This is a genomic window from Acrocarpospora corrugata (assembly GCF_009687845.1).
Classification (GTDB): Bacteria; Actinomycetota; Actinomycetes; order Streptosporangiales; family Streptosporangiaceae; genus Acrocarpospora; species Acrocarpospora corrugata.
On the sequence record NZ_BLAD01000112.1, the window covers coordinates 1 to 26826 of the forward strand.

25 protein-coding genes are annotated in these 26826 nt (G+C 69.2%); 20 read left to right on the plus strand and 5 right to left on the minus strand.

Annotated elements, in window-relative coordinates; genetic code table 11:
- The 11 genes from Acor_RS38685 to Acor_RS38735 form a co-directional block, all read left to right on the plus strand.
- Window positions 1-411 (plus strand): adenosylcobinamide-GDP ribazoletransferase (locus Acor_RS38685; protein WP_218034757.1); only part of this gene is annotated, 411 nt, incomplete at its 5' end.
- 78 nt (window positions 412-489) lie between these two features.
- Complete coding sequence (locus tag Acor_RS38690; protein ID WP_155341746.1) at window positions 490-1974, plus strand: leucyl aminopeptidase; 1485 nt, start codon at window positions 490-492, stop codon at window positions 1972-1974.
- A gap of 84 nt (window positions 1975-2058) precedes the next feature.
- Window positions 2059-3438 (plus strand): dihydrolipoyl dehydrogenase, encoded by a 1380-nt coding sequence (gene lpdA, locus Acor_RS38695; protein WP_155341747.1) that lies wholly within the window; start codon window positions 2059-2061, stop codon window positions 3436-3438.
- Window positions 3439-3464: 26 nt separating this feature from the next.
- Window positions 3465-4955: a 2-oxoglutarate dehydrogenase, E2 component, dihydrolipoamide succinyltransferase gene (gene sucB, locus Acor_RS38700; protein ID WP_155341748.1), complete on the plus strand. Its 1491-nt coding sequence runs from the start codon at window positions 3465-3467 to the stop codon at window positions 4953-4955.
- A gap of 102 nt (window positions 4956-5057) precedes the next feature.
- Window positions 5058-5957: a TIGR01777 family oxidoreductase gene (locus Acor_RS38705; RefSeq protein ID WP_155341749.1), complete on the plus strand. Its 900-nt coding sequence runs from the start codon at window positions 5058-5060 to the stop codon at window positions 5955-5957.
- Between the two features lie 174 nt (window positions 5958-6131).
- Entirely contained in the window at window positions 6132-6881 is a 750-nt protein-coding gene (locus Acor_RS38710; RefSeq protein ID WP_155341750.1) for a Type 1 glutamine amidotransferase-like domain-containing protein, read from the plus strand.
- Window positions 6878-7543, plus strand: coding sequence for a lipoyl(octanoyl) transferase LipB (gene lipB, locus Acor_RS38715; RefSeq protein ID WP_155341751.1), 666 nt, complete (start codon window positions 6878-6880; stop codon window positions 7541-7543). Before Acor_RS38710 ends, lipB begins: the two co-directional genes overlap by 4 nt.
- A gap of 9 nt (window positions 7544-7552) precedes the next feature.
- Window positions 7553-8527, plus strand: coding sequence for a M48 family metalloprotease (locus Acor_RS38720; RefSeq protein WP_155341752.1), 975 nt, complete (start codon window positions 7553-7555; stop codon window positions 8525-8527).
- 21 nt (window positions 8528-8548) lie between these two features.
- The gene (gene lipA, locus Acor_RS38725) at window positions 8549-9484 is read left to right on the plus strand and encodes a lipoyl synthase (protein ID WP_155341753.1); all 936 of its coding nucleotides are present in this window, start codon (window positions 8549-8551) and stop codon (window positions 9482-9484) included.
- Window positions 9485-9527: 43 nt separating this feature from the next.
- Window positions 9528-10214 carry a DUF4191 domain-containing protein gene (locus Acor_RS38730; protein WP_155341754.1) on the plus strand — a complete coding sequence of 229 codons (687 nt, stop codon included), beginning with the start codon at window positions 9528-9530 and terminating at the stop codon, window positions 10212-10214.
- A 3-nt stretch (window positions 10215-10217) separates the two neighbouring features.
- On the plus strand, window positions 10218-10997 hold the full coding sequence (locus Acor_RS38735) for a class I SAM-dependent methyltransferase (RefSeq protein WP_155341755.1): 780 nt from the start codon (window positions 10218-10220) through the stop codon (window positions 10995-10997).
- 8 nt (window positions 10998-11005) lie between these two features.
- Here Acor_RS38735 and Acor_RS38740 read toward each other — a convergent pair whose 3' ends face one another.
- A complete protein-coding gene (locus tag Acor_RS38740; protein ID WP_155341756.1) occupies window positions 11006-11572 on the minus strand; it encodes an RDD family protein in 567 nt (188 codons plus the stop codon).
- A 222-nt stretch (window positions 11573-11794) separates the two neighbouring features.
- On the opposite strand from Acor_RS38740, the gene glnA reads away from it, so the two are divergent.
- Both glnA and Acor_RS43770 read left to right on the plus strand, forming a co-directional pair.
- Complete coding sequence (gene glnA, locus Acor_RS38745) at window positions 11795-13219, plus strand: type I glutamate--ammonia ligase (protein WP_155341757.1); 1425 nt, start codon at window positions 11795-11797, stop codon at window positions 13217-13219.
- Between the two features lie 1183 nt (window positions 13220-14402).
- Window positions 14403-14540: a hypothetical protein gene (locus Acor_RS43770; RefSeq protein ID WP_218034758.1), complete on the plus strand. Its 138-nt coding sequence runs from the start codon at window positions 14403-14405 to the stop codon at window positions 14538-14540.
- Between the two features lie 106 nt (window positions 14541-14646).
- Here the strand turns inward: Acor_RS43770 and Acor_RS38755 are convergent, their stop codons facing one another.
- Entirely contained in the window at window positions 14647-15528 is an 882-nt protein-coding gene (locus Acor_RS38755; RefSeq protein WP_246239730.1) for a maleylpyruvate isomerase N-terminal domain-containing protein, read from the minus strand.
- 217 nt (window positions 15529-15745) lie between these two features.
- Here Acor_RS38755 and Acor_RS38760 point away from each other — a divergent pair, with 217 nt between their 5' ends.
- The 4 genes from Acor_RS38760 (at window position 15746) to Acor_RS38775 (ending at window position 20184) form a co-directional block, all read left to right on the plus strand.
- Window positions 15746-16891, plus strand: a complete 1146-nt coding sequence (locus Acor_RS38760) for a hypothetical protein (protein WP_155341759.1) — start codon at window positions 15746-15748, stop codon at window positions 16889-16891.
- A gap of 87 nt (window positions 16892-16978) precedes the next feature.
- On the plus strand, window positions 16979-18535 hold the full coding sequence (locus Acor_RS38765) for a hypothetical protein (protein WP_170317312.1): 1557 nt from the start codon (window positions 16979-16981) through the stop codon (window positions 18533-18535).
- 318 nt (window positions 18536-18853) lie between these two features.
- Entirely contained in the window at window positions 18854-19984 is a 1131-nt protein-coding gene (locus tag Acor_RS38770) for an inorganic phosphate transporter (protein ID WP_246239733.1), read from the plus strand.
- Window positions 19981-20184, plus strand: a complete 204-nt coding sequence (locus Acor_RS38775) for a hypothetical protein (RefSeq protein ID WP_155341762.1) — start codon at window positions 19981-19983, stop codon at window positions 20182-20184. The genes Acor_RS38770 and Acor_RS38775 overlap by 4 nt, the downstream gene beginning before the upstream one ends.
- A 1-nt stretch (window position 20185) precedes the next feature.
- On the opposite strand, the gene Acor_RS38780 is transcribed toward Acor_RS38775, so the two are convergent.
- Complete coding sequence (locus Acor_RS38780) at window positions 20186-23131, minus strand: bifunctional [glutamine synthetase] adenylyltransferase/[glutamine synthetase]-adenylyl-L-tyrosine phosphorylase (RefSeq protein WP_155341767.1); 2946 nt, start codon at window positions 23129-23131, stop codon at window positions 20186-20188.
- A 189-nt stretch (window positions 23132-23320) separates the two neighbouring features.
- Window positions 23321-24037: a type 1 glutamine amidotransferase gene (locus Acor_RS38785; protein WP_155341763.1), complete on the minus strand. Its 717-nt coding sequence runs from the start codon at window positions 24035-24037 to the stop codon at window positions 23321-23323.
- Window positions 24038-24141: 104 nt separating this feature from the next.
- Between Acor_RS38785 and Acor_RS38790 the strand changes: the two genes are divergently transcribed.
- The 3 genes from Acor_RS38790 to Acor_RS38795 are packed head-to-tail and all read left to right on the plus strand — an operon-like array spanning window position 24142 to window position 26351.
- On the plus strand, window positions 24142-25008 hold the full coding sequence (locus Acor_RS38790) for an alpha/beta hydrolase (protein WP_155341764.1): 867 nt from the start codon (window positions 24142-24144) through the stop codon (window positions 25006-25008).
- Between the two features lie 39 nt (window positions 25009-25047).
- A complete protein-coding gene (locus Acor_RS42640) occupies window positions 25048-25674 on the plus strand; it encodes a hypothetical protein (RefSeq protein WP_170317314.1) in 627 nt (208 codons plus the stop codon).
- A complete protein-coding gene (locus tag Acor_RS38795) occupies window positions 25674-26351 on the plus strand; it encodes an RES family NAD+ phosphorylase (protein WP_170317315.1) in 678 nt (225 codons plus the stop codon). Before Acor_RS42640 ends, Acor_RS38795 begins: the two co-directional genes overlap by 1 nt.
- Here Acor_RS38795 and Acor_RS38800 read toward each other — a convergent pair.
- Window positions 26329-26826 (minus strand): CHAT domain-containing protein (locus Acor_RS38800; protein ID WP_218034759.1); only part of this gene is annotated, 498 nt, incomplete at its 5' end. The two genes, Acor_RS38795 and Acor_RS38800, sit on opposite strands and share 23 nt — an antisense overlap.

Sequence of the window (26826 nt, forward strand, 5' to 3'; positions counted from 1 at the left end):
GTGTTGAATTTGCTGCTTCAGGTGGGGGCGGTGGCGCAGATGGGGGCACAGGTGGGGGCTGTGGTGCTGGGGGTGGCTTGTGTTGCCGGGCGGTTGGCGGTGACGTGGGGGTGTCGTGAGGGAGTGCCGTCGGCGCGGGAGGAGGGGCTCGGAGCGCTGGTGGCGGGGACGGTAGGGTGGGTTAGGGCGGTGACCGCAACTGCCATTACCGTCGCGCTGACTTTTCTCGCCATGTCACGAGATGGCTGGATCTACCTCGTTTCCGCAGTCGGTTTGGGGCTGCTGGTGGCGTGGGGAGTGCGACGCCGGGCGGTGCGCAGGCTCGGGGGCGTCACGGGTGACGTGCTCGGATCCCTGGTCGAGGTCACCACCACGACGGTCCTGGTGACCGCCGCCGCACTACTTACCTGATCTTTGACAGGCCGCCGACAATTGGTAGGACGAACCCTCGTTTATGCGTACCGTGAAAGCCCAGCTAGCATCGGCCCGGTGACCACAGTGCGCGTCAATGCATCTGACACGGTCTCCATCGAGACCGGTGCTCTCGTTATCGGCATCCATGCTTCCCCGGAGGGTCCACAGACCGCTCCCGGTGCCGACGGCCTCGATCAGGCGCTCGGCGGAAAGCTATCCGCCACCCTGATCGCGATGGGATTCACCGGCAAGCCCGAGGAGATCGCCAAATTCCCGACCTTCGGCGCCCTGCCCGCGCCCATCGTCGTCGCGGTCGGCCTGGGTGAGGCTCCCTCGGCCGACTACAACGCGGAGACTCTCCGCCGGGCCGCGGGCGTCGCCGTGCGCTCCCTGGCCGGGACCGCCGAGGCGACCCTGGCCCTGCCGGCCCCGACCGCCACCGAGGTGGAGGCGATCGCCCTGGGCGCGCTGCTCGGCGCGTACGGGTTCAGCAAGTATCAGACGGGCGGCCAGAAGAAGGCCCCGGTCGGCGAGATCACGGTGCTGACCGGCGCCGAGGGCGCCGAGGCCGCCGCGCGGCGGGCCACCGCCCTGGCCGAGTCGGTGAACCTGGTCCGCGACCTGGTGAACACGCCGCCGTCGGACCTGTGGCCGGCCCGGCTGGCCGAGATCGCCGAGGAGACCGCGAGCAAGGCGGGCCTGACGGTCGAGATCCTGGACGAGGTCGCGCTCAAGGAGGCCGGCTACGGCGGCATCGTGGGCGTCGGCCAGGGTTCGGTCAACCCGCCCCGGCTGGTCCGCGTCGCCTACCGGCATCCGGAGGCCGACAAGCTGATCGCGTTCGTGGGCAAGGGCATCACGTTCGACTCCGGCGGCCTGTCGCTCAAGCCGGCCGCCAGCATGGACTGGATGAAGTCCGACATGGGCGGCGCGGCCGCGGTGCTCGGCGCGCTGCTGGCGGTGGCCCGGCTCGGGCTGAAGGTGAACACCGTCGGCTACCTGTGCCTGGCCGAGAACATGCCGTCAGGGACCGCGCAGCGCCCCTCCGACGTGCTGCACACCTACAGCGGCAAGACCGTCGAGGTGCTGGACACCGACGCCGAGGGGCGGCTGGTGCTGATCGACGGGATCGCCCGCGCGGCCGAGGACAACCCGGACCTGATCGTCGACGTGGCCACCCTGACCGGCGCGCAGATCATCGCGCTCGGCTGGCGGACCTGCGGCGTCATGTCCAACGACGACGAGTTGCGGGCCGAGATCGTCGGCATCGCGCAGGCCCAGGGCGAGAACGCCTGGGGCATGCCGCTCCCCGACGAGCTGCGCAAGGGCCTGGACTCGCCGGTCGCCGACATCGCCAACCTGCACCCCGAGCGCTGGGGCGGCATGCTCGCGGCCGGAATTTTCCTGCGCGAGTTCGTTCCCGACGGCGTCCGCTGGGCACACGTGGATATGGCGGGTCCGGCCTTCAACAAGGGCGAACCGCACGGTTACACCCCCAAGGGCGGAACAGGGGCGCTCACCCGTACGTTGTTCGGGGTCGCGGAGCGATACGCGCGGTAGCGCCCGCGTCTGAACCACGATCTTCAGTGACAAGTGAAAAGATGCCGTCACAACGGCACGTGAAAATCATTAGGGAGCTTTCCAGTGGCTGATGGCAGCGGCCCCTTCGACATCGTCGTCCTAGGTGGCGGTAGCGGCGGTTACGCCTGTGCCCTGCGGGCGGCCGAGCTCGGCAAGAGCGTGGTGCTGATCGAGAAGGGGAAGGTCGGCGGCACCTGTCTGCACAACGGGTGCATTCCCACGAAGGCGCTGCTGCACGCGGCGGAGCTGGCCGACCAGGCGCGCGAGGGCGAGGCGTTCGGGGTCAAGACCCGCTTCGACGGGATCGACGTGCCGGGCGTGCTCGCGTACAAGGACAAAGTGGTCAGCGGGCTCTGGAAGGGCCTGACCGGGCTGATCAAGAGCAAGAAGATCACCGTGATCGAGGGCGAGGGCCGGGTCACCGGGCCGAACCAGGTCACCGTGGACGGGCAGGTCTACCAGGGCCGGAGCCTGGTGCTGGCCACCGGCTCGGTGTCCAAGTCGCTGCCCGGCCTGGACGTCGACGGCACCAAGGTGATCACCAGTGACCACGCCCTGGTGCTCGACCGGGTGCCGACCTCCGTGGTGGTGCTGGGCGGCGGCGTGATCGGCGTGGAGTTCGCCAGCGTGTGGCGCTCGTTCGGCGCCGAGGTGACGATCGTGGAGGCGCTCCCCCACCTGCTGCCGCTGGAGGACGAGTCCAACAGCAAGCTGTTGGAGCGTGCCTTCCGCCGGCGGGGCATCAAGTACGAGCTGGGCGCGCGCTTCGAGAGCGTCAAGACGACCGACACCGGCGTGGTGGTCTCGCTGGAGAACGGCAAGACGCTCGACGCCGAGCTCATGCTGGTCGCCGTCGGCCGCGGCCCGGTCTCGGCGGGCCTGGGCTTCGAGGAGGCCGGGGTGACCGTGGACCGCGGCTACGTCCTGGTCGACGAGTACTGCCGGACCAACGTCCCCGGCATCTACGCGGTGGGCGACCTGATCCCGACCCCGCAGCTCGCGCACGTCGGCTTCGCCGAGGGCATCATGGTGGCCGAGGTGATCGCGGGGCTGAGCCCGGTGCCGATCGACTACGACGGCGTGCCCAGGATCACCTACTCCGACCCCGAGGTCGCCGCGGTGGGCATCAGCAGCGCCCAGGCCCGCGAGCGCGGCCACGACGTGGTGGAGCTGACGTACAACCTGGCCGGGAACGGGCGGAGCAAGATCCTGCAGACCCAGGGCGAGGTCAAGGTGGTGGCCGAGCGTGACGGCCGGATCCTCGGCGTGCACATGGTCGGCGGCCGGGTCGGCGAGCTCATCGCGGAGGCCCAGCTGATCTACAACTGGGAGGCGACGGCGGGTGACGTGGCTCAGCTGATCCACCCGCATCCGACCCAGTCCGAGGCCCTCGGCGAGGCCATGCTGGCTCTGGCCGGCAAGCCGCTGCACGTCCACAACTGACCCAGCCCTCATAGGAAAGACACATCATGCCTGTCTCCGTAACCATGCCCCAGCTCGGCGAGAGCGTTACCGAGGGCACCGTCACCCGCTGGCTGAAGAAGGAGGGCGACCACGTCGAGGCCGACGAGCCGCTGCTCGAAGTCTCGACGGACAAGGTCGACACCGAGATTCCCTCGCCGTCCGCGGGCTACCTGACGAAGATCGTCGTGGCTGAGGACGAGACGGTGGAGGTCGGCGCCGAGCTGGCGGTCATCGACTCCGCCGCCGGCGCCGCGCCCGCCGAGGCCGCCCCGGCGGCCGAGCCGCAGCCCGAGCCGGAGCCCGAGCCGGAGCCGCAGCCCGTCCCGCAGGCGGCGGTGCCCGCGCAGGCGCCGCCTCCGCAGCCGGCCCCGCAGCCGGTCTCGTCGATCCCGCAGCCCGCGCCGGCTCCCCAGCCGGCCCCGCAGCAGTTCCCGACGCCGCCGCGGCCCGCTCCGCAGGCGTACACGCCGATCGCGACGACGCCGGCCAGCGAGCCGACGCCGCTGCCCTCCGGCGACAGCCCGTACGTGACGCCGCTGGTCCGCAAGCTGGCCAACGAGCACGGCGTGAACCTGGAGGCGCTGTCCGGCACCGGGGTGGGGGGCAGGATCCGCAAGCAGGACGTCATCGAGGCGGCCCGGGTGCAGCGCGAGCAGGCCGCCGCCGCGGCCCAGGCGCAGCAGGCTCCCGCGCCCACGGCGGTGGCGGCTCCGGCCGCGCCGGCGCAGGCCGCTCCGGTGGCCGCGCCCGAGCCGGTCCAGGTGGACACCACGCTGCGCGGCACGACCGAGAAGATGTCCCGGCTGCGCAAGGTCATCGCCGACCGCATGATGGACTCGCTGCACACCACCGCGCAGCTCACCACCGTGGTCGAGGTGGACGTGACCAGGATCGCCAAGCTGCGCCAGCGGGCCAAGGGCGCGTTCGAGACGCGGGAGGGCGTGAAGCTGTCGTTCATGCCGTTCTTCGCGCTGGCGGCGGTCGAGGCGCTGAAGGTGCATCCGAAGCTGAACGCGGTCATCAACGACGAGACCAGCGAGGTCACCTACCACGACGTCGAGAATCTCGGCATCGCGGTGGACACCGAGAAGGGTCTCATCGTGCCGGTGGTCAAGGGCGCGGGCGACCTCAACATCGCCGGGCTGGCCCGGAAGATCGCCGACGTGGCGGAGCGCACCCGGACCAACAAGATCAGCCCCGACGACCTGGCCGGGGGCACGTTCACGCTGACCAACACCGGCAGCCGCGGCGCCCTGTTCGACACGCCGATCCTCAACAAGCCGCAGGTCGGCATGCTGGGCACCGGCGCGGTCGTGAAGCGCCCCGTGGTCGTGGACACGCCGGAGGGCGAGGTCATCGCGGTCCGCTCGACGGTGTTCCTGGCGCTCACCTACGACCACCGCCTGGTGGACGGCGCGGACGCCGCCCGCTTCCTGACGACGATCAAGCGCCGCCTGGAGGAGGGCCGGTTCGAGGGGCAGCTCGGCCTGGCCTGACCGTCGCTTGGGACGAGCCCTCCGCCGATCACGGCGGGGGGCTCGTTCGTGTCATGAGCATCCGGACGGGGTTCCGCCGCCGAAGGAACTAGCGTGGGTGACATGACGATCGTGGTAACGGGTTCCTCCGGTCTGCTCGGCTCGGCTCTCATCCGCGCGCTGACCGCCGAAGGCCGCCAGGTCCGCCGCCTTGTACGGCACGAGCCCGCAGCCCCTGACGAGGCGTTCTGGAACCCCGGGAAAGGCATCCTCGACCCCGCCGCCCTGGAGCACGCGGACGCGGTCGTGCATCTGGCCGGGGCCGGGATCGGCGACCGGCGCTGGACGGCGTCCTACAAGCGCACGGTCCTGGAGAGCCGCACCCGCGGCACGGCCACGCTGGCCGCGGCGCTGGCCGGGATGGGCGCCCCGCCGCGCGTCCTGCTGTCCGGCTCCGCGGTGGGCTTCTACGGCGACACCAAGGACCGTTCGGTGGACGAGCACGACCGTCAGGGCGCCGGCTTCCTGGCCGACGTGGTCGCCCAGTGGGAGGGCGCGACGGCCCGCGCCGCCGACGCGGGCGTCCGCGTGGTCCGCCTCCGCTCGGGCGTCGTGCTCAGCAGGAAGGGCGGCGCGCTGGCCAAGGTCCTGCCCATCTTCAGAATGGGGATGGGCGCCCCGTTGGGCTCCGGCCGCCAATACTTCTCCTGGATCTCCCTGAACGACTGGGTAGCCGCCGTCCTTTTTCTCCTCCAAAACGAGGAAATTTCGGGACCTGTGAATGTGACTTCTCCGGAACCGGTCACCAACGCGGAGTACACCAAAGCCATCGGCCGCGCCATGAGGCGCCCGACCCTCCCCATCCCCACCCCCGGTTTCGCCCTCCGGCTGGCCCTGGGCGAGTTCGCCGACGAGGGCCTGCTCGTCGGCCAGCGGGTCCTGCCCCGCGTGCTCCAGGACGCCGGTTACCACTTCATCGAACCCGACCTCCCCACCGCCCTGAAGTCCGCACTCAACGACTGACCGCGCATTCTTCGATCTCGCCGAAGAAAGATTTCCCGATAAATCCGGCTAACGCTTCGGCGCATATCAGTAATACCCCGCCGAACCGGTCGCGTTCCGGGATACCAGCGCGGGCACGCGCGGACGGGTCGTAGGCTTGTGCACTCTTCTTTCTTTCTGACATGGGAGTGAACAATGGGACGGCTTGGGCAGTCGCACATCGTGGCAATCGGGGGCGGTTCGTTCCGCCTGACCGACCGGTACGGGATCTTTGAGGCGACCCCGCTGCTCCGCTACGTCCTGGACCTGACGGGACAGGACCGGCCGAAGGTGGGCCTGCTCGCGACCGCGTCCGGCGACGCCGACGAGTGGCTGCTGAAGATGTACGGCGCGTTCCGCGACTGGGACGTCGAGCTCAGCCACCTGAGCGTCTTCCCGATGCCCAACATCCCGGACCCGCGCGGCTGGATCCTGGAACAGGACGCGATCTACGTGAGCGGCGGCAGCGTGGCCAACCTGATGGCGCTGTGGCGGCTGCACGGGCTGGACGAGGCGCTGGAGGAGGCGTGGCGGGCCGGCGTGGTGCTGGCCGGGCAGAGCGCGGGCGCGCTGTGCTGGCACGTGGGCGGGAACACCGACTCCTTCGGGCCGGCGTTGCGGCCGTGGGCGGAGGGGATGGGGCTGCTGCCGTACTCGTGCGGGGTGCACTACGACTCCGACGAGCAGCGGCGGACGCTGCTGCACCGGTCGGTCGCCTCGGGCGAGCTTCCGGACGGGTACGCGGCCGACGAAGGGGTCGCCCTGCACTACGTGGGAACCGAGTTCATTCAGGCGGTCAGCATCGAGCCGGAAGGCTCCGCGTACCGGATTGAGAGAGATGGTGCGGGTGGGGTGAAGGAGTTTCGTATCGAACCCCGGCAACTCGCGTCTACCCTGGACACGTGAGTGGGCTGGCTATCGTCCGACTTGGTGTCGATGTTCCGTACGAGCAGGTGTGGGCCCTGCAGCGGCTCGCGCACGACCGGCGGGTGAGCGGCGAGCTGAATGATCTGTGCCTGCTGCTGGAACACGCGCCCGTCTACACGGCGGGCAAGCGGACCCGGCAGGAGGACCGGCCGAGTGACGGCACGCCGGTCATCGACGTGGACCGGGGCGGCCAGGTCACCTGGCACGGGCCCGGCCAGCTGGTCGGCTATCCGATCATCCGGATCGACGCGGTAATCCCGTATGTCCGGATGCTCGAAGAGGTGCTGATCCAGGTGTGCGCCGATCTGGGGGTGGTGGCCGGGCGGGTCGACGGCCGCGCCGGGGTGTGGGCCCGCGGCGACTCCTTCCACGGGGTGCCGGACCGCCGGCTCGGCGCGATCGGGATCCGGGTCGCCAAGGGCGTCACGATGCACGGCTTCGCGCTGAACTGCGCGAACGATCTGAGCTGGTACAACCGGATCGTCCCGTGCGGCATCCCGGACGCGGGGGTGACCTCGCTGTCGGCGGAGACCGGCCGCAGGATCACCGTCGACGAGGTCATTCCGTACGCGGAGAAGCGGCTCGGCGAGGCGCTGGGCGCGGAGATCTATGACATGTACGAGGAAGACCTGCACGGCTAGTGTCACGGTATGTCCACCAGGTTCGCGGCCTATGTCGTCGCGATCGCGGTGCACGCGTTCACGCTCGCGTTCGCGGCGCTCGGCTTTTGGGTGATCGTCGGTAATCCCGGCTTCCTGCTGTCGTGGCTGCTCGGCGGGGTCCTCCTCGGGATCGGCTTCATGCTCAGGCCCCGCGCCGCCCGCCTCTCCCCCGCCGTCGAGCTGATCCCCCGGGAGACGGCTCCCGCCCTGTACGCCCTCGCCGAACGGGTGGCCGCCTCGACGGGGGCGCCGAAGCCGTGGGCGCTGGCCGTACACGATCAGGGTCTGGGCGCGGAGCTGACCAGGGCCGGGGTCAGGCGGCGGGCGGTGCTGACCGTCGGGCTGCCGATCTGGCTGGCGCTCGCGCCCGCGCAGCGGGTGGCGCTGCTGGCGCTGGCCTGCGCGAACGCGCGCACCGAGGACGGAGTGATCATCGGCGGGGCGCGGACGACGCTGGCCGAGCTGCGGGGGGCGCTGTTCGGCGGCGGCGTGAATTCGAGCCGCAGGCGGGCGCACGAGGACATGGCGCTGGCGCTGGGAGCGTGGGCGCCGAGGACGTCGTACGAGACGGCGGGGCTGCTCGGGCGGGTGCTGGGGTGGCTGGTCGGGTGGCCCGCGATCGTGGCGGACGTCCTGCTCGACCGGCTGACCCGGGGGCGGCGGGCCGCGGAGCGCGCGCGGGCGCGGGAGATCGCGGCTCGGGTGGCCGGTCCTGAGGCGCTGGCCGAACTGACCGAACTCGCCGCCTCCCGGCGATATCTGGCGCCCCTGCAGGCCGCGGCGCTGCGCGGCGAGGACGTGACGGAGATCAGGCGCGGCGCGCTCGACCGGGCCGCGCCACGCGAACTGGAGCGGCCCGCGCCGCCCGTGACGACGATCGAGGCGGGCGAGTCTGAGCGGGTCGACGAGGAGCTGCGGACCAGATACGCCCGCATGCTCAGGGGCCTCGGTCTGCTCAGCTGAGGTCTGGCATAAGCTGGCGGAGTGAGCGTCGTACCTGAAGGCCGTAAACTCCTCCGCCTTGAAGTTCGCAACAGCCAGACCCCGATCGAGCGCAAACCCCCGTGGATCAAGACCCGCCTCAAAACCGGGCCGGAATACACCGAGCTCAAGTCGCTGGTCCGGCGGGAGGGCCTGCACACGGTCTGTGAGGAGGCCGGGTGCCCCAACATCTACGAATGCTGGGAGGACCGCGAGGCGACCTTCCTCATCGGCGGCGACCAGTGCACCCGGCGCTGTGACTTCTGCCAGATCGACACCGGCAAGCCGGCGGCGTACGACACGGACGAGCCGCGCCGGGTCGCCGAGTCGGTCCAGCAGATGGGCCTGCGCTACGCGACCGTCACCGGCGTCGCCCGCGACGACCTGCCCGACGGCGGCGCCTGGCTGTACGCGGAGACCGCCCGCCAGATCCACGCGCTGCTGCCCGGCTGCGGCGTGGAACTCCTGGTCCCCGACTTCAACGGCGACCGCGCCCAGCTCGAAGAGGTCTTCTCGGCCCGCCCCGAGGTGTTCGCGCACAACATCGAGACCGTGCCGAGGATCTTCAAGCGGATCCGGCCCGCGTTCCGGTACGAGCGCTCCCTCGGCGTGCTGACCACCGCCCGCGAGGCCGGCCTGGTCACCAAGTCCAACCTGATCCTGGGCATGGGCGAGGAGCGCGAGGAGGTCGTGCAGGCGATGCGCGACCTGCACGAGGCCGGCTGCGACCTGCTGACCATCACCCAGTATCTGCGGCCGACGCCGCGGCACCACCCGGTCGAGCGCTGGGTGAAGCCGGAGGAGTTCGTGGAGCTCCAGGCGGAGGCGGAGGCGATCGGCTTCGCCGGGGTGCTCTCCGGCCCGCTGGTCCGCTCTTCCTACCGCGCCGGCAAGCTCTACCAGCAGGCGATCGAGCGCAGGTCCGCGGTTCGAAGCTGATTCGTTTTCACGAATCGACCCCGGGATTTGTATCCTTCACGTCATGGCGAAAGACCCGGCTAGCCCAGGCCGCATCAAGCAACTCCGGATGGTCGCGCAGATCATCAAGAAGGCCAACCCCAAGGGGATGCCGATCGTCTACGCGACCGCCGTCGGCGTGCTCGCGCTCGCCGTCGTGATCGGCCTGCTGACGAACAGTCTCATCTACGCGCTGATCCTCGGCATCCCGGTGGCGCTGCTGGCCGGCATGGTCGTCTTCGGCCAGCTGGCCCAGCGGGCGCAGTACTCGATGCTGCACGGCCAGCCCGGCGCGTCGTACGCGGTGCTGCAGGGCATGCGCGGCAACTGGTATGTCGAGGAGAAGCCGGTCGCGGTCAACCGCGAACAGGACCTGGTGTTCCGGGTGGTCGGCTACCCGGGCGTGATCCTGGTCTCCGAAGGCCCCGGCAACCGGGTGCAGCGCATGCTGCTGGCCGAGAAGAAGCGGGTCCAGCGGGTCGCGATCGACGTGCCCGTCTACGACATCCAGTGCGGCGACGCCGAAGGGCAGGTGCCGATCGCGAAGCTGCAGCGGCACCTGATGAAGCTGCCCCGCAACCTCAAGAAGCCGGCCATCTCCGAGGTCAACAACCGGATGCGCGCGCTGACCCCGTCGATTCCGCTGCCGAAAGGCCCGATGCCCAAGGGCGCGCGGATGCCGAAGACGCCCAAGGCGCCCAAGGCGCGCTGACCCGTGTCCAGGAAGCGGGTCTCCAGGACCGAGACCTCGCGGGCGAACCGCAGCTGGTGGGACGGCGTCGCCGACGGCTACCAGGCCGAGCACGGCGAGTTCCTGCGCGACGACGGCTTCGTCTGGTGCCCAGAAGGGCTGGACGAGGCGGACGCCGGGCTGCTCGGCGAGGTGCGCGGGCGGCGGATCCTCGAAGTCGGCGGCGGCGCCGGGCAGTGCGGGCGGTGGCTGGCCAGGCAGGGCGCCGAGGTTGTGTCACTCGACCTGTCCTACCGGCAGCTTCAGCACGCGCGCCGGATCGACCAGGATGCGCCGGCGCCGCTGCCGCTCGTCCAGGCCGACGCGGAATATCTGCCTTTTCTGGACTCGTCCTTCGAGCTGGCCTGCTCCGCCTTCGGCGCGCTGCCGTTCGTCGCGGACGCAGGGGCGGTGCTGGCCGAGACCCGGCGGGTGCTCCGGCCGGGCGGCCGGTTCGTCTTCGCGGTCAGCCATCCGATCCGGTGGGCCTTCCCCGACGACCCCGGCCCGCGCGGGCTGACCGCCGACCGGTCCTATTTCGACCGGGTTCCGTACGTGGAGTTCGAGGACGGCCGGGTCTCCTACGTGGAGCACCACCGCACGCTGGGCGACTGGGTCGGCCTGATCTCCGGGGCCGGGCTGATCCTCACCGCGCTGACCGAGCCGGAATGGCCGGAGGGCCACGACCGCGACTGGGGCGGCTGGAGCCCGCTGCGCGGCCGCCACTTCCCCGGCACGGCCATCTTCACCTGCGTCAGAGCCTGACGGCTGCGTCAGAGCCTGACGGCCACGGTCCCGGCCGCGCGGTCGTGCAGCCCCCGCTGATCCCGATCCCAGATCAGCGCCGGTACGGCCAGGCACAGCAGGAACGTCCGGACCAGCACAGAGAGCAGATTCGGCTGGGAGCCGTCCAGGGCGGCGATCCTGATCCGGAACAGGCGCATGCCGAGGGTCATCCCGAGCGTGCCGACCAGCAGCACGTACGCGCCCGCGAACACCGCCATGCCGACCCATGAGGCGTCCTGGGTGCTGACCTGGAAGACGCCCTGGGCGATCGCCCAGGTGCTGATCAGCCAGTCGACCAGGATCGCGCCGATCCTGCGGCCGAATCCGGCGACCGCGCCTGAGCCCTCCCGGGGGAGGCCGAGGCGTTCGCCCGGGTAGCCCAAGTCGACGCCCGCGGACCTGGTTCCGCCCAGCCAGGTCTGTGTCCAGCGCGGCTCGCGGGGTTGCGGCTCGCTTTGTTGCGGCTCACGGGGGCCGCTGCTCTGAGGCTTCCGCTGGTTCTTGGGCGGCTGCTGACCGGCGGGCCGCCGCTTCGAGGGCTGCCGTTGTTTCATATGCTCAACGGTATCCGGCGGGGGTGGCGGGCCTGTCCTTGGCGTACGTATGCGGGAAAATCTGGGTCAAGGTGCGGCCTGGGGCGTCGTGTCACTTCCCCGTCACGGTTAGCGTTGAACCGCGGCTCCATTAACACGTGCGAAACAAACGAGACATGGGGTGGAAACGCCCCGGGCCTACTTTCAGTCTGCTAAGCCCATGCCCCTGGGAGGTTCGAGAGAGTGTTTAACTCCGCCGACGACGTCCTGAATTTCATCCGGGACGAAGGGGTGCAGTTCGTCGACGTCAGGTTCACCGACCTGCCGGGTACGACGCACCACTTCACATTCCCCGTCGAGAACTTCGGCCCCAATGTCTTCACCGACGGCCTGATGTTCGACGGTTCTTCCATCCGCGGCTTCCAGGCCATCCACGAGTCGGACATGCTGCTGCTGCCCGACCCGTCGACGGCCGTGATCGATCCGTTCCGCAAGCACAAGACGCTGAACATCAACTTCTTCGTGCACGACCCGCTGACCGGCGAGGCGTACAGCCGCGACCCGCGCAACGTCGCCCGCAAGGCCGAGGAGTTCCTCAAGGGAACCGGGATCGCCGACACGGTGTACTTCGGCCCTGAGGCCGAGTTCTACATCTTCGACGACGTGCGCTTCCAGACGAACCAGCATTCGAGTTTCTACTACATCGACTCGATCGAAGGCGCCTGGAACACCGGCACCGCGACGCAGGGCGGCAACCTCGGGTACAAGCCCCGCTACAAGGGCGGCTACTTCCCGGTCCCGCCGATGGACCACTTCACCGACCTCAGGTCGGAGATGGTCCGCCGTCTCATCGACGCCGGCATCGAGACCGAGATGCAGCACCACGAGGTGGGCACCGCCGGCCAGGCCGAGATCGACTTCAAGTTCGGCACGCTGCTGGCGACCGCCGACAAGCTGATGCTCTACAAGTACATCATCAAGAGCACGGCGCTGGAGTTCGGCCACACGGTCACCTTCATGCCGAAGCCGATCTTCGGTGACAACGGCTCGGGCATGCACTGCCACCAGTCGCTCTGGAAGGACGGCGAGCCGCTCTTCTACGACGAGGTCGGCTACGCGGGCCTGTCCGACATCGCCCGCTACTACATCGGCGGCCTGCTCAAGCACGCGCCCTCGCTGCTGGCCTTCACCAACCCGACGGTGAACTCCTACCACCGCCTGGTGCCCGGCTACGAGGCCCCGGTCAACCTGGTGTACTCCCAGCGCAACCGGTCGGCCTGCGTGCGCATCCCGATCACGGGCTCCAACCCGAAGGCCAAGCGCCTGGAGTTCCGGGTTCCGGACCCGTCGTGCAACCCGTACTTCGCGTTCGCGGCCCAGCTCATGGCCGGCATCGACGGCATCCGCAACAAGATCGAGCCGCCGGAGCCGGTCGACAAGGACCTCTACGAGCTTCCCCCCGAGGAGGCCCGCCAGGTCCCGCAGGTCCCCGGCTCCCTCTCGGACGTCCTGGACGCCCTTGAGGCCGACCACGACTACCTCCTCGAAGGCGGCGTCTTCACGCCCGACCTGATCGAGACGTGGATCGAATACAAGCGCACCCAGGAGATCGACCCGATCCGGCTCCGGCCGCATCCGCACGAGTTCGAGCTCTACTACGACGTGTGATCTTGTCGTTGATCGTCGTTGTTTGTAGTCGCTGAACAACGCCAGAAGTAACAGAACGGCCCGGCATCGAGATCGATGCCGGGCCGTTCTGCGCTGGCGGGACCGGTGATAGCGCTTCCGCCGGACTGGCCTGGTGATCCGCCGTATCGACCGCCTGATCCGAGTCTTCGGCCGACGCCGATTGACATGGGCACGTGCTCACCGCTGGCCTGGGTGAGCAGCGCCGCTATGCGCTCATGCACCGCTTCGGATTCCAGGTGTGGGAGGCCGAACACCCGCATGTCAGGGGTGCGCACGGCCGAGCCCTTCATGGCCATGACGTGAGCACGGACGAACAGTGCGGCCAGCCGCGTCCATCGCATAGATGGCCCACAGCGGCTCGGCACCTACTGGCTTTCCTGTTGCCATGGCCATGGTGGCTTATCAGATCGGTTACGGCCGGAGGCCGACTGCGTTTCGGTGCCCGACGATGGCTGGGGGCCTGAAGGGCAACTTGGAGAGCCGATCAAGGATGTCTCGATATTCGAGCGCGCGGCGACATCAGGGGTTTGGTGTCCGGCCGAATCGAGCCAACTACCTGGCCGGAACCCGAAGCAGCCCGGATCCAATCGAGTACATATAGGCACCGACCTGCGGACTTGTAGCTTCGATCTTTCAGAGAGCTCGACACCGCTGCCAAATGCATAAAGATCTTGTAAATTCTCTACCCCTTTCTACCACTAACAGATATGACTACTCCAGAGCCACATCGACCCGATCGGCGGCGCAACAGGAGCAGATTGGAGGGGGGCTCCAAAGCGGCGATCTACCTTCAGGTGGCGATTGCATGACGGCTTCATGCTCATCTCCTGTTCGCGCGAAGCAATCGCAAAAATCTTCCGCATCACAGGATTGAGCAAGGCATTTAACATGTTCGGGTCGGTCCCTGAGGCTCTTGCATTTGCCGTGGGGGACTAACCGGAGGACGCAGGCCGTCAGTGGCGCTATTGCAGTCGGATCCACGAGTGCAGGACCAACCCGTCTGAACGACTCCCGCAGTCCTGGGAAACCAGTCGATCTCGTCGGGCGAGAGCACGGACCGCCTGGCGGTGCTGGCCGCGTGGGCAGAGACCGGTTACTTCTCCGAGACCGACGCGCGGCCCTGCGCCTGGCCGAGGCGATCGCGTGGATGTCGGATGACCATGTGAGCGATGCGGACTACGCGGCGGCCGCCGCGGTGCTCTCCGCGGATCAGGTCTCGGCGGTCGCCTGGCTGGCGACAGTGATGAACGCCTTCAACCGCGTGGCGATCACGAGCCGATACACCGTCGCCGACAGTTGAGCCACCCTGTCTCAAAAGCCGAGCTAGGACGTGTCCCTCGCCGAGTGTGGACGGTCAACGCGGCGGCCCGGAACCGACGCGGTTCCGGGCCGCCGTGTTTTCCGATCTAGGAGGTACGGGTGGTTCCCGTCTTTGGGTACGAGTTCGACGGGAGGTGGACGATTCTGAGGAATTCCGCGAGGCGCCAGAGGCGGGGGCCGCGGGCCGTTACCTTGCCGGACAGGGCTGCCCGGGCTTTGCTCATCCGGCCGAACAACATCAGGTTGAGGGTCGCCGGGTCGAAGGAGAGGCGGGCGTCGGCGCCGCGGCCGGTCTCTTCGAGGGTTACCTGGCGGTCTCGGAGTACGAGGGTGACCGGTGTCGTGTGGGGGGAATGGAACTCGACGGCGATGCGGCGGCCGGGGACCGGGGGGCCGAGTAGGCTGCCCGCGTCGTGGCGCAGCATTCCGATGAGGAACAGTTCGAAGAAGAGTGCGGCGTCCTCGGACGGGAAATCCCAGTGGGTTCTGGCCGCGCGGGAGATGTCCCAGCCGTGGACGAGCAGTTCGTTGACGAGATGGGCGACCACTCCGGCGACCGGGACACGGGAATCGCCCAGCCATGGGACCGGGGCTGCGGGGTCGGCGTCCTTCGTGCCGTTCAGGATGTCCTCGATGTCGCTGGCGAGGAGGTCCTGGAGGACGCGGGGGTCGCGCTCGGTGAAATTGCGCAGGACGACGTCGTTCATCTCGGCGACGGTGTCGACGGTGGCTGTCGTGATCTGCCGTTCTGCGTACGGGAACGGGTGCGGGACTTTGCCCGGTTGCAGGATCGCGGTGTAGAGGGCGGCGATGGTCCGTACATGGGCGACGGTGTCGGCCACCGTCCACTCCGCGGTGGCCATCGCCTCCGAATCGGGTAAGGACCCGACCAGGGCCAGAAACCGGTCGCCGGTCCGCCGCAGCGCATCTCTGCTGGCCTGCCACTGCCCGAGCGTGATCGTCCCCACCACGACGCACCTCCAGAACTCGGCTGGAACACAAGCAGATTAACAATCACGGCCCCTCCCGGCTTTACTCAGAATTGCGCAATGATCACGACATCTGCCTATTGCCGTGATCGGCGTGAAGCTTTGAAGTTGGAGAGGGGGCTGTGGATAACGTGGGCTATCCACAGAACGCCGTTCGCATGTTCGGGGGCGGGCGGCGAAGTGGCACCTTGCCTGGGTGATCCTGCTGCCCCTGCCGAAGTCTCTGACCGCCGCCTTCCTGGTCGTCGCCCCGACCGCGACTCGCCAGGATTCGCCCACCGCCGCGCTGTCCGACCTCGCGATCGAGGAGGTGACCGCAGCGGACCCACGCGTCATGGCCGTCACCGAGCTGCTCTGCTGCGCCGACTGCTCCCCCGGGTTCGGCTCCCTGCTATCGCGCCTTGAAGGCGCACCCCACCTTCTGGTGACCTGCACGTCCACACCGGGCTGGCCGCTCTCCCACCTCTGGGCCGGCGCCTCAGCCGCCAGAGCCCTCGCCACCACGCTCGGCGGCGTCCCCATCGACGCCGACACCGCCCGCCCGCTCCCTGCTTCCCTACTCCCGGCAACTCCCCCGGTGACGATCCATCCCGAACTCACCCCGAGCCCTTCGGTTCCATCGCCACCCTTCGACAACTTCGCCGTCGCACCCTGGCTGCGCGTCACCTCCGGATTCGACTCCACCGGCCTGCAACTCGCCACCCACGGAATGACCCGCCTGGGCCTCCCGGAACTCCGCGTGTTCGGCGTCCCCGAACCCCACGTCCCCCGCTGGACGACCACCCTCCACGGCCTCGCCCACGCCCTCCTCACCCGCCAGTTCGCCGGCCTCGCCACCTACCCCGGCCGAAGCAGCCAGGTACTTCCCACCGAACTCACCCTCACCGCCAACGACATCAGCAAGGCAGAAGGCCACAAGCCCTCGGTGAGGCCCAAACCTTCGCTGGTTAGCGAGGAACCGGTAGGTGGCGAGCCTTCGGTGGATCGCGAGGGATCGAGAGGTGTCGGGACCTCAGGTGGTCGCGGGGGAGCAGGAAGTGCCAGGCCCGTGATGGATGGCGGGGGCGCGGGGGATCTCGAGGGATCGAGAGGTGCCAGGCCCTCGGGAGGTCCCGGGGGATCGAGAGGTGCCGGGTCCTCGATGGATGGCCGGGGCGCGGGGGGTCCCGAGGGATTGAGAGGTGCCAGGCCCGTGATGGATGGCCGGGGCGCGGGAGGTCTCGAGGAATCGGGCGGTTGGGTTCGTGGTGGGGAGTGGTGGCGGGAGGTGGGGCTTCGTTATGAGGTTTTGCGGGGTGGGGCGCAGTTCCTCAATGTGTGGGCGTTGGATGAGGTGGATTAGAGCGGTCTGGTTGGTTTGGGTAGTTGGTTTGTAGAAATTGTTGCGGGTGGGTGGTGGAACGGTGTATTAACGACGCGGGTGATCACTTTGGTTTCGTATTATGTCGACCTTGCCATAGGTCTCATTCTTGCGTTTCTGCTGCTGTCGCTTCTGGTCAGCGGGCTGAACGAGGGTGTCGTCAGGCTGCTCGGGATCCGTAGCAAATTCCTGTGGGCCTACCTGCGTGACACGCTCGACGGCGGCGAGGTCGTGGAGAAAGTGCCGGGTGTGCTGCGGTGGCTGGATGCCCGGCTCAAAGGGTTCAGCCGGTTGAGCAGACGGCTGCGCAGTGCTCTCGCGGATCTTCTGCCGCCGCCGAAAATGATCCGCTCGCGCCTGCCCGCGACGCTTCTCGGGGTTTTCGCGAAGCTGCCCTTCGGCACGGATCCGCGCCCCGCCTTCAGCCCATCTCCGGCTCCGCTCTCCAGCCCGCCGCTGGCCGCCGCCGCCGATTCCCTCGTCGCCGCCGAAGCAAAATCGGCGGGACCGGCCGCCGGGACCGAGGCGGCGCCGTCCACGGTCTCCCCGTCCGAGATCCTGATCGCCAGTACGCCCGCGGAACAGGCGGCCGCCTTAATCGAATCGCCGGGTCCCGAACAGGCGGCCGGCGGCGATACTGCGGCATCGACTGACGGGACATCGACTGACGGGACATCGATCGCAGCCGCGGCCGTCGATTCGGCCCATGGCGCGGAGCAGGCCGACCCGCGCGAGCACGGCGAGTCCCTCACCGACCTCCTGCATGAGCGCCTCCAGGAAATCGACGAGGCCAAACTCGGCAAAACAACCATCGCGGAAATCCCGCCGTCACGCTTCTCCGTCGCGCTCCTGGAAATCGCCTCCGACCGGGGTGGCGTCGAACCTCTGTTAAGCCAACTCCAAACCCTCAAGAGCCCGCTCTATCGCCCATTGGCCGCTATCTGGGAGAAATCAGGCGGCGTTCTTTCGGTCCCCGCTCTCACCGCTCGAACTCCCCCGCACCTGTCCGCCCAGACGCCTTTCGCCGACACGGGCCAGCCCACCTCCGCCAACACAGGGACGGCGCCCGCAGAGACTCCCGCACCCAGCGCGGTCAACATGGAGGCGTTCCGCAAGGGCGTCGAAGACTGGTTCGACGGCGAGATGACCCGCCTCACGCTGCTCTACCGGCGATATGTGCGCTGGGCGGTCGGCATCCTCAGCCTGCTGGTCACCCTGCTGTTCAGCATGGACGCCCTGGAATACGGCAAGACCCTGCTCAACGACAACGCCTACCGAAGCGCGGTGGCCGCCTTCGCCGACCAGGGCGAGGAAGCCCTCGGCCCCATCAAGGACCAGTGCGCACCCGACACCGACACCTACACCTGCGTAACCGAAGTCCTCAGCACCCCCGCCTTCGTCAAGATCTTCGCCCACGCCCCCGTGAGCGCCACCATCCCCACCTCCGGCAGCCCCGCCTGGTCCTGGCGCGGCGGCGACTGGTGGGACCGCCTCAGAACCCCCAGCCACTGGCCCGGCTTCCTCCTCACCCTCGTCGCCCTCCTCTTCGGCGGCCCCTTCTGGTGGGACATGCTCCGCCGCGTAACCGGCCTCAAATCCCGCACCACCACATCAACCACCAAATAGCCGAACCCCCGCACCTCCCCTATTTACCCTCCTCGTCCTCCTGCTCGATCGCTCATCCGCGCGCGAACCTGGGAGTGCCTGATCTGGAGCGACTCTGAGCTATCGGAGGGGCACCGTCCGGGTGGGGTGGCGGCCATGCGGGGACGGCGAGGGGCTGAGAGCAAGCTGGAGTCCGCAAAGAACGGACAAAAGTGGGTGCGATCGTTGGAGCGGCTGGTTGTTGGTAGGGCCGTCGAAGGTGAAACTTGGGGCTTGTGATCCTTCGCGCGCATACTTGTGGGGTTCTGTGTCAAGTAGGCCGGTATGGACGCTAACGCCGTGTTGCTGGTGGTTGTGGTCATTACCGCGTTGTCCTTTGACTTCACCAACGGGTTTCATGACACGGCGAACGCGATGGCGACCTCGATCGCGACGGGGGCGCTGCGGCCGAAGATAGCGGTCGGGCTGTCGGCGGCGTTGAATTTCGTGGGGGCGTTCCTGTCGTTGAAGGTGGCGGCGACGATCGCGACGGGGATCGTCGAGACGAAGGCGATCACGCTCACGGTGGTGTTCGCGGGGTTGATCGGCGGGCTCGCCTGGAACCTTTTGACGTGGTATTTCGGGATTCCGTCGAGTTCGTCGCATGCGCTGATCGGCGGGGTCGTGGGGGCGACGCTGATCGCGGCGGGGACGTCCGCCGTCAAGGGGCAGGAGCTGGTCTCGCACGTGCTGATCCCGGCGGTGCTGGCTCCGCTGGCGGCGATCGTGGTGGCCACCCTCGGGACCTACCTCGTCTATGTGATCACCCGGAAGGTCCCGGACGACGTCCGTGGGCGCGGTTTCAAGCTGGGGCAGATCGGGTCGGCGTCGCTGGTCTCGCTGGCCCACGGGACCAACGACGCGCAGAAGACCATGGGGATCATCACGCTCGCGCTGATCGCCAGCAATGTGATCACGCAGGATGCGGGCGTGCCGACCTGGGTGATCATCGCCAGTGCGACGTCGATCTCGCTGGGCACCTATCTGGGGGGCTGGCGAGTGATCCGTACCCTCGGAAAGGGGCTGACGGAGATCGAGACGCCGCAGGGGTTCGCGGCCGAGAGTTCGTCGGCGGCGGTGATCTTCTCCTCGTCGCACTTCGGGTTTCCGCTGTCCACCACCCAGGTCTGCGCGGGTTCGGTGATCGGGGCGGGGCTGGGCAAACGGCTGGCGGAGGTGCGCTGGAGCGTCGCGGCCAGGATGGGGGTGGCCTGGCTGGTGACGCTGCCCGCGGCCGCGTTCGTCGGCGCGCTCGCCTGGGCGGGCGCCGATCGCATCGGCGGCGATCTGGGGGTTCTGACGGTGTTCGGCGTCGCCGCCCTGCTGTCCGGCGCCCTCTACCTGGTCTCCCGGCGTGCCCCGGTCAACGCGGGCAACGTCAACGACGAGTGGACCGGGCCCGTCGGCATGGCCAGGGAGCGGTCGGCATGAGCGACTGGCTCGACCTGGCCGCCCTGTGGCGGGTCCTGGTCGCCTCACTCGTGGCCGGCGCGGGCCTGGCCGCCGCGTTCTCGCTGGCCCTCGTCGGCTTCTCCTCCGGCAGAGTCATCGGCCGGGTCGGCGCGGGCCTGTGCCTCGTGGTGGTCGCGGCGGGCGTCGTGCTCGGCCTTTACGTCATGCTCCGGAAGTAGGTCAGTCCTCGTAGAACACCCGCTCGACGACGAGGCGGGCGCGGCGGGTGGCGCGGCGGTAGTCGTCGATGAAGTCCTCCGAGCCGTCCGGGGGGTAGCCCAGCGTACGGGAGATCAGCGCGCGTTCCTTGACCAGGCCGGGGATGCTGTCGGCGGCCCGGCCGCGGACCAGCATGATGGCGTCGCGGACGCGGGAGGCGAAGCGCCAGGCGTCGGCCAGGGTGGTCTCGTCACCGGGGTCGAGCAGGTCGGCCTCGACGGCGGCGCGCAGGGTGTTCAGCGTGGTCGTGGTACGGAGGGCGGGGACCCGGCCCGCGTGCCGCAACTGAAGGAGCTGGGCCACCCATTCCACGTCGGAGAGCCCGCCCCGCCCGAGTTTGGTGTGCAGCGCGGGGTCGGCGCCGCGGGGCAGGCGTTCGGCCTCCATCCGGGCCTTGAGCTTGCGGATCTGGAGCACGGCTTCGGCGGAGATGCCGTCCGCGGGGTACCGGATCGGGTCGATGAGGTCGACGAACTCCAGGCCGAGGGCCAGGTCTCCGGCGCAGAAGCGGGCGCGCAGCAGCGCCTGGGCCTCCCAGTGGGAGGACCAGCGGTCGTAGTAGGCGCGGTAGGAGGACAGCGTCCGTACCAGCGGGCCCTGGCGGCCTTCGGGGCGCAGGCCGGCGTCGATGCCGAGGGGCGGGTCGGGGGCGGGCAGGGAGAGCAGGCGGCGGAGTTCCTCGGCGACGGCGTGGGCGGCGTCGGTGGCGTCCTTCTCCTCGGCGCCGGGCAGCGGGGAGTGCACGAACATGACGTCGGCGTCGCTGCTGTAGGAGCTTTCGAAGCCGCCGAGGCGGCCCATCGCGATGACGGCGATCCTGGTCGGGAACTCGCCCCGGCGCTCCACCGCGATCTTGTTGGTGGCGGCGTCGAGCGCGCCCTGGATGGTGACGTCGTTGAGCGCGGACAGCGACTGGCCGACGGCTTCGATGTCGATGTATCCGGCCAGGTCGGCGCAGGCCGTACGGAACAGTTCGCGGCGGCGGAGGGCGCGGACGCCGGCGACGGCGGTTTCGGCGTCGGAGCCGTGGCGGGCGACGGCGGTGGCCGTCTCGGCCAGGAGCGCCTCGACGGGGCGGACCGCCAGGTCGCTGGCGGAGCCGAGCATGGCGACCGCGTCGGGGGCGTGCAGCAGCAGGCCGGTGATGTAGCGGCTGGTGCCGAGCAGGCGGGCGAGCTGTTCCGCGACGGCGGTCTCGTCCCTGAGCAGGCGCAGGTACCAGGGGGTGGCGCCGAGTTTGTCGCTGATCTGGCGGAAGCCGAGCAGGCCGGCGTCGGGGTCGGGGGCGTCGGCGAACCAGCCGAGCATGACCGGGAGCAGGGTCCGCTGGATCGCGGCGCGACGGGAGACGCCGCTGGTCAGCGCGCTGATGTGGCGCAGCGCCCCGGACGGGTCGGCGTAGCCGAGGGCTTCCAGGCGGGCGTGGGCGGCGGTGGTGGACAGGCGGGTCTCCTCGGACGGAAGCCGGGCTGCGGCCTGGAGCAGCGGGCGGTAGAAGAGTTTCTCGTGCAGCCGCCGGACTTCGAGCGCGTGCCGCTTCCAGGTGGTGGTGAACTGGCCGACCGGGTCGGTGGCCATGCCGAGGCCGCGCCCGATCCGGCGCAGGTCGGCGACATCGGACGGGACGACGTGGGTGCGGCGGAGCCGGTGCAGCTGGATGAGGTGCTCGACCTGGCGGAGGAACGTGTACGCCTCGGCCAGCGCTTTCGCGTCGTCGCGCCCGACATATCCGCCTCGGGAGAGCGCGGCCAGGGCCGACAGGGTGGCCCGGCGGTGCAGCAGCGGGTCGGAGCGGCCGTGCACGAGCTGGAGCAGCTGGACCGCGAACTCGATGTCGCGGAGCCCGCCGGGCCCGAGCTTGATCTGCCGTTCCGCCTCGTTCACCCGGACGTGCGCCTCGACGCGGCGGCGCATCGCCTGCACGTCCTCGACGAAGTTGTCGCGGGCGGCGGCCTGCCACACCATGGCGTTGACGGCCTCGACGTACGCGCCGCCGAGTTCCAGGTCGCCGGCGACCGGCCGGGCCTTCAGCAGGGCCTGGAACTCCCAGGTCTTGGCCCAGCGGCGGTAGTAGGCGAGGTGGCTGTCGAGGGTCCGGATCAGCGGGCCCAGCTTGCCCTCGGGGCGCAGGTTGGCGTCCACCTCCCAGAGCGAACCCTCGGGCGTCGTGCTGGAGCAGGCCCGCATCAGGGCCTGGGCGAGCCGGGTGGCGATCTGGAGTGCCCGGGTCTCGTCGACGTCGTCCTTCGGCTCGGCCACGAAGATGACGTCCACGTCGGAGATGTAGTTGAGCTCGCGCGCGCCGCACTTGCCCATGCCGATCACCGCGAGGCGCACGTCGCCGGAGTCTGGCACCTCGGCTCTGGCGATGGCCAGCCCGGCCTCCAGCGCGGATCCGGCCAGTTCGGCCAGTTCCGCGGCGGTCTCGGCGAAGGTGATCTCGCCGGTCACGTCCCGTCCGGCGAGCTGGAGCAGGTGGCCGCGGTAGACGGCGCGGAGCGCGTCCATGGCGGCGGGGACGGGCAGGCCGGCGACGGGTTCCGGCAGTTCGGCGTCCGCGCCGACGGCGTACAGCAGCTCCTCGCGGGCGCTCAGGCGCTCCTCGGGCAGGTGTAGCTGTTCGGGGTGGCGGACCGCGTGGTCGCCGAGGGCGGCGCTGAGGCCGAAGACGGCGATCATGCGGTGCCGCAGGCCGGGGTCGGTCCGGAACGTGCCGAGCACGCTCGGGTCACGTTCGACCAGCCGGTTCAGTGAGGTCAGCGCCAGATCGGGATCGGCGGCGGCGATCAGATCCGCGAGCAGGTCGAGATCGCCGACCGCCTCGGGTCCGAGTTCGTCCAGCAGCCTTTCGGCCCTGGCCCCGTCGGCGAAGCCGAGACGGGCCAGGCGCCCGGCCGTGGTCTGCATCCGGGACGCGGCGTTCACCGCCCCTTCTTCTGCCTCGATGTCCGCGACGTCAACTCGCAACTAATCTTCCTTCTCGGAGAGAAACCACTCCAACATGGCGCGCCCCGTTTAGGCCATGTCGTTGACTTCGCACACGGTAACTCGCCGCCTTGTGCGCGTCGTTAGCGGTTTCTGTCCGTAATCAGACCATCACGCGGTTTGGCCACGCACCCGTGTGGCGTGCTCGGTCACGACGGCGGCGAACGCCTCCGCGAGCGGGCGCCAATGCGCCTCCAGCCGGGGCCTGGCCGCATTGACCTGGGCATTCAACTCGCCGACTGGATGGCCGGTCAAGCCGGTCGTCCATTCGCGGAAAATGTCCGGCGAGGCCTCGGGGTGGAACTGCACCGCCCACGCGTTGCCGCCGAGCCGATAGGCCTGGTTCGGGTACGGACTGCCGGTCACCAGCGGCACCGCCTCCCGCGGCAGGGTGGTCATCGCGTCGAAGTGATACTGCACGGCCGTGGGGTCGGGCACCGGCACGCCCGCGAAGAGCCGATCCGTCCGGGCTGCCGGGAGCAGCCGGAGCGAGCCCGCGCCGATCTCCAGGTCGTGGTCGCCGCGCCGCACCTCACCGCCGCAGGCGAGGGTCATCAGCTGGGCGCCCAGGCAGATGCCGAGCACGGGCGCGCCGTCGTCGACAGTGGTCTTGATCAGGTCGCGGGTGGCGGGCAGCCACGGGTAGCCGTCGTCGTCCCACGCGGCGGCCGCGCCGCCGAGCACCAGCAGCCCGTCCGAGACCCGGTCAGGTACGGGTTCCCCCAGGTAGGGCCGGACGACCACGGTCTCCACGCCGGCCAGCCAGTCTTCGAAGTAGCCGAGACCGGCCTCCGCCTCATGCTCGATCACCACAACACGCGCGTTCATGGTCAGAGCATAAGGAAAGGCCCGCTGGAATCCCGCGTGAGGGTCCTTCAGGTTGTCCGGGAACGCCCAGTATCGTCGGACGGACGATCGTGAGGGAGACGGCCATGGAGTTGGATCACGTTCCGGTGCCCGGCGGCGAGCTGCGGATCGCGCGGTTCGGGACGGGGCCCCGGCTGATCATCGCGGTGCACGGGATCACCGCGTCGCTGATGGCCTGGCAGCGGGTGGGCACGTCGCTGCCCGCGGGGTGGTCCATGATCGCCATGGATCTGCGCGGGCGCGGGCACAGTGCGGGGGTTCCCGGTCCGTACGGGCTGCGCCGGCACGCCGAGGATGTCGAGCGGGTGGCGGCGCATGTGGGGGCGGACGAGACGACCGTGCTCACCGGGCATTCGATGGGGGCGTTCGTCGCGGTGTTCCACGCGGTCGAGCGGCAGTATGCCCGGACTGTTCTGGTCGATGGCGGTCTGCCGTTGCCGGTTCCGGCGGGTATATCGGCGGATGAGCTGCTGGAGCTCAGCCTGGGCCCGGCGATCGATCGGCTGAGCCAGACATATGCCGATGTCGAGGCGTATGTCGGCTTCTTCAAGCAGCATCCCGCGATGCAGGACTGGTTGCCGGCCATGGAGGACTACGTTCGCTACGACGCGCTCGAAATCGAGGGCGGGGTCCGGTCCCGGGCCCGGGAGGACGCGGTGCGCGCCGACGGCCGCGAGCTGCTGACCGAGGCGGACGCGATCGGGGCGGCGCTGCGGGGCGTCAAGTCGCCGCTGCGCCTGCTGCGGGCTCCGCGCGGGCTGCTGAACCAGCCGACCGGCCTGCTCCCCGACGACCTGGCCGCGTCGTGGTCCGCGCGGCTGCCGGGGCTGCGCGATGAGGTCGTCCCGGACTGCAATCACTACACGATCGCGTTCGATGACCGATGTGTCCGGGTGGTCGTCGATCGGCTGACAGTTGACTCAGCTACATAAATCAGCGGATGATATTGTTCATCTGATATAAGTCCGGGTGTGGCGAGTGATCCGGAACTCATCAACCTGTTGCTCGATCACCTGGACGATGTCCGCGCCCGGCTGAGCACCGCCCGGCGGGCCCGGCTCGACGGGCTGATCAACGACCTTCGGGACGCGGGTGGCGATGTCGCCGCCATCGGCGATCTCGCGGTCGAGCTGCGGATCGAGCTTCAGCTGGCCGGTCTGCCGGAAGATCATCCGGTCCGGCGTGCGCTTCCCGCCGGGACCCGGCTGAATCCGGGGCTCCCCGTCATCGACTGGGGCAGCGTGATCGCGCGGCTTCAGCCCGAGGATCTGCGCCGGGTCATCCGGAGGCGGCTGCTGGCCGCTCCGGCGTTCCGGGTGGATCAGGTGGACGATCCGGAGGATCCCGATCTGATCCGGCTGGAACGCGCGGACGGCGACGTGCAGTTGCCCGCCTTCCAGTTCCAGGAGTCCGGGCGGCCCCGGCCGCTGGTGCTGCGGATCAACCGGCTGCTGGAGGCCGACGAGGATCCATGGGGGGTCGCGGGGTGGTGGCTGGGGCCGAACGCCTGGCTGGGGACCGTACCGGCGCAGTTGCTGGACCGGCCGAGGGAGCCGGAGCTGTTGATGGCTGCCCGCGCGCTTTTCGAGGGGAACTGATGCCCGTCCCGATGCCGCCGCCGAGTTGCCCGAACTCGGCGCGATCCGACGTGATTCCGGCCGGTACGCAGCTCTGGCGGGTCCATGACGCCGAATTCCTGCCGGAGTCCTTCAATCCCGTCCAGAGCGATCCGCACTGGGGTGGCGGGCGTTTCGACAGCACGAAGCTGTGCGAGCCGCCTTATTCCTATCTGTACGCGGCGCATGACGCCGGTACCGCGCTGGCGGAGACGGTGATGCGGGACATTCCGTTCTCGGCTCGCGGTGAATGCGCGGTGCCGCGGCGCGCGATCAAGGGGCGGGCGCTGTCGCGGATCGAGCTGGTCCGGGATGTCCGGGTGCTCAACCTGGTCAAGCCCGAAGACTTCACCGGGGTGTGCGCGAAGATCTCGGTGATCCGGGCCGAGGCCGACGAGTACGGGCTGACCCGCCGCTGGGCGGACTGGCTGCGCCGCAAGCAGACCTGGGCGGAGGGGCTGCGCTGGCAGTCCAATCCCAGCATGACCCACCTTGTCCTGATCTTCTTCGGCGACCGCTGCGACAACGGGGACGCCGTCCGGCAGGTTCCCGGCAGCAGCGTCCCCCTGGACGATCCCGGCTACTTGCCCGAACTCAACCAAGCCCTCCGCCCGTACGGCGGCTACGTGCACCCGGTCAGGAAACGCCCTGATGCGTGAACGCGGCCCAGATGGCGGGATCCGCGAAGTCGAGCCTGGCCAGAACGTCCACGAGTTCGTCCGCGAGTTCCACCGGCACCTGACGCGCCGGATCCAGCATCCACCGCTGCGCCCGAGCCAGCGCCACCCCCGGCTCCGACTCCCCCAAGAAACGATGAAATATCACCATCAGCACGGCGGTACGGACGTCGTCCTCGATGGCCCACCTTGACCCGACAACACCCCGAGCCCCAGCCGCCAGGAATGCCGTCGCGATGGTCAGCGCCTCATCATGATCCCCGTCCGACAGATCACTCATACAAGCGGACAACACCACAAGCCCACCCCCCACCCCCGCACCCCGGCCAAGCACCCGCCGAACCGGCAACTTCTCCCCCTCCGCGATCTCCAACGCGGAATCCGCCGAAACCACCGAAGACCGCGCATGCCCGGCATAGTGCAACACCGAATACCCACCCGCGATCACCCCCAGCAC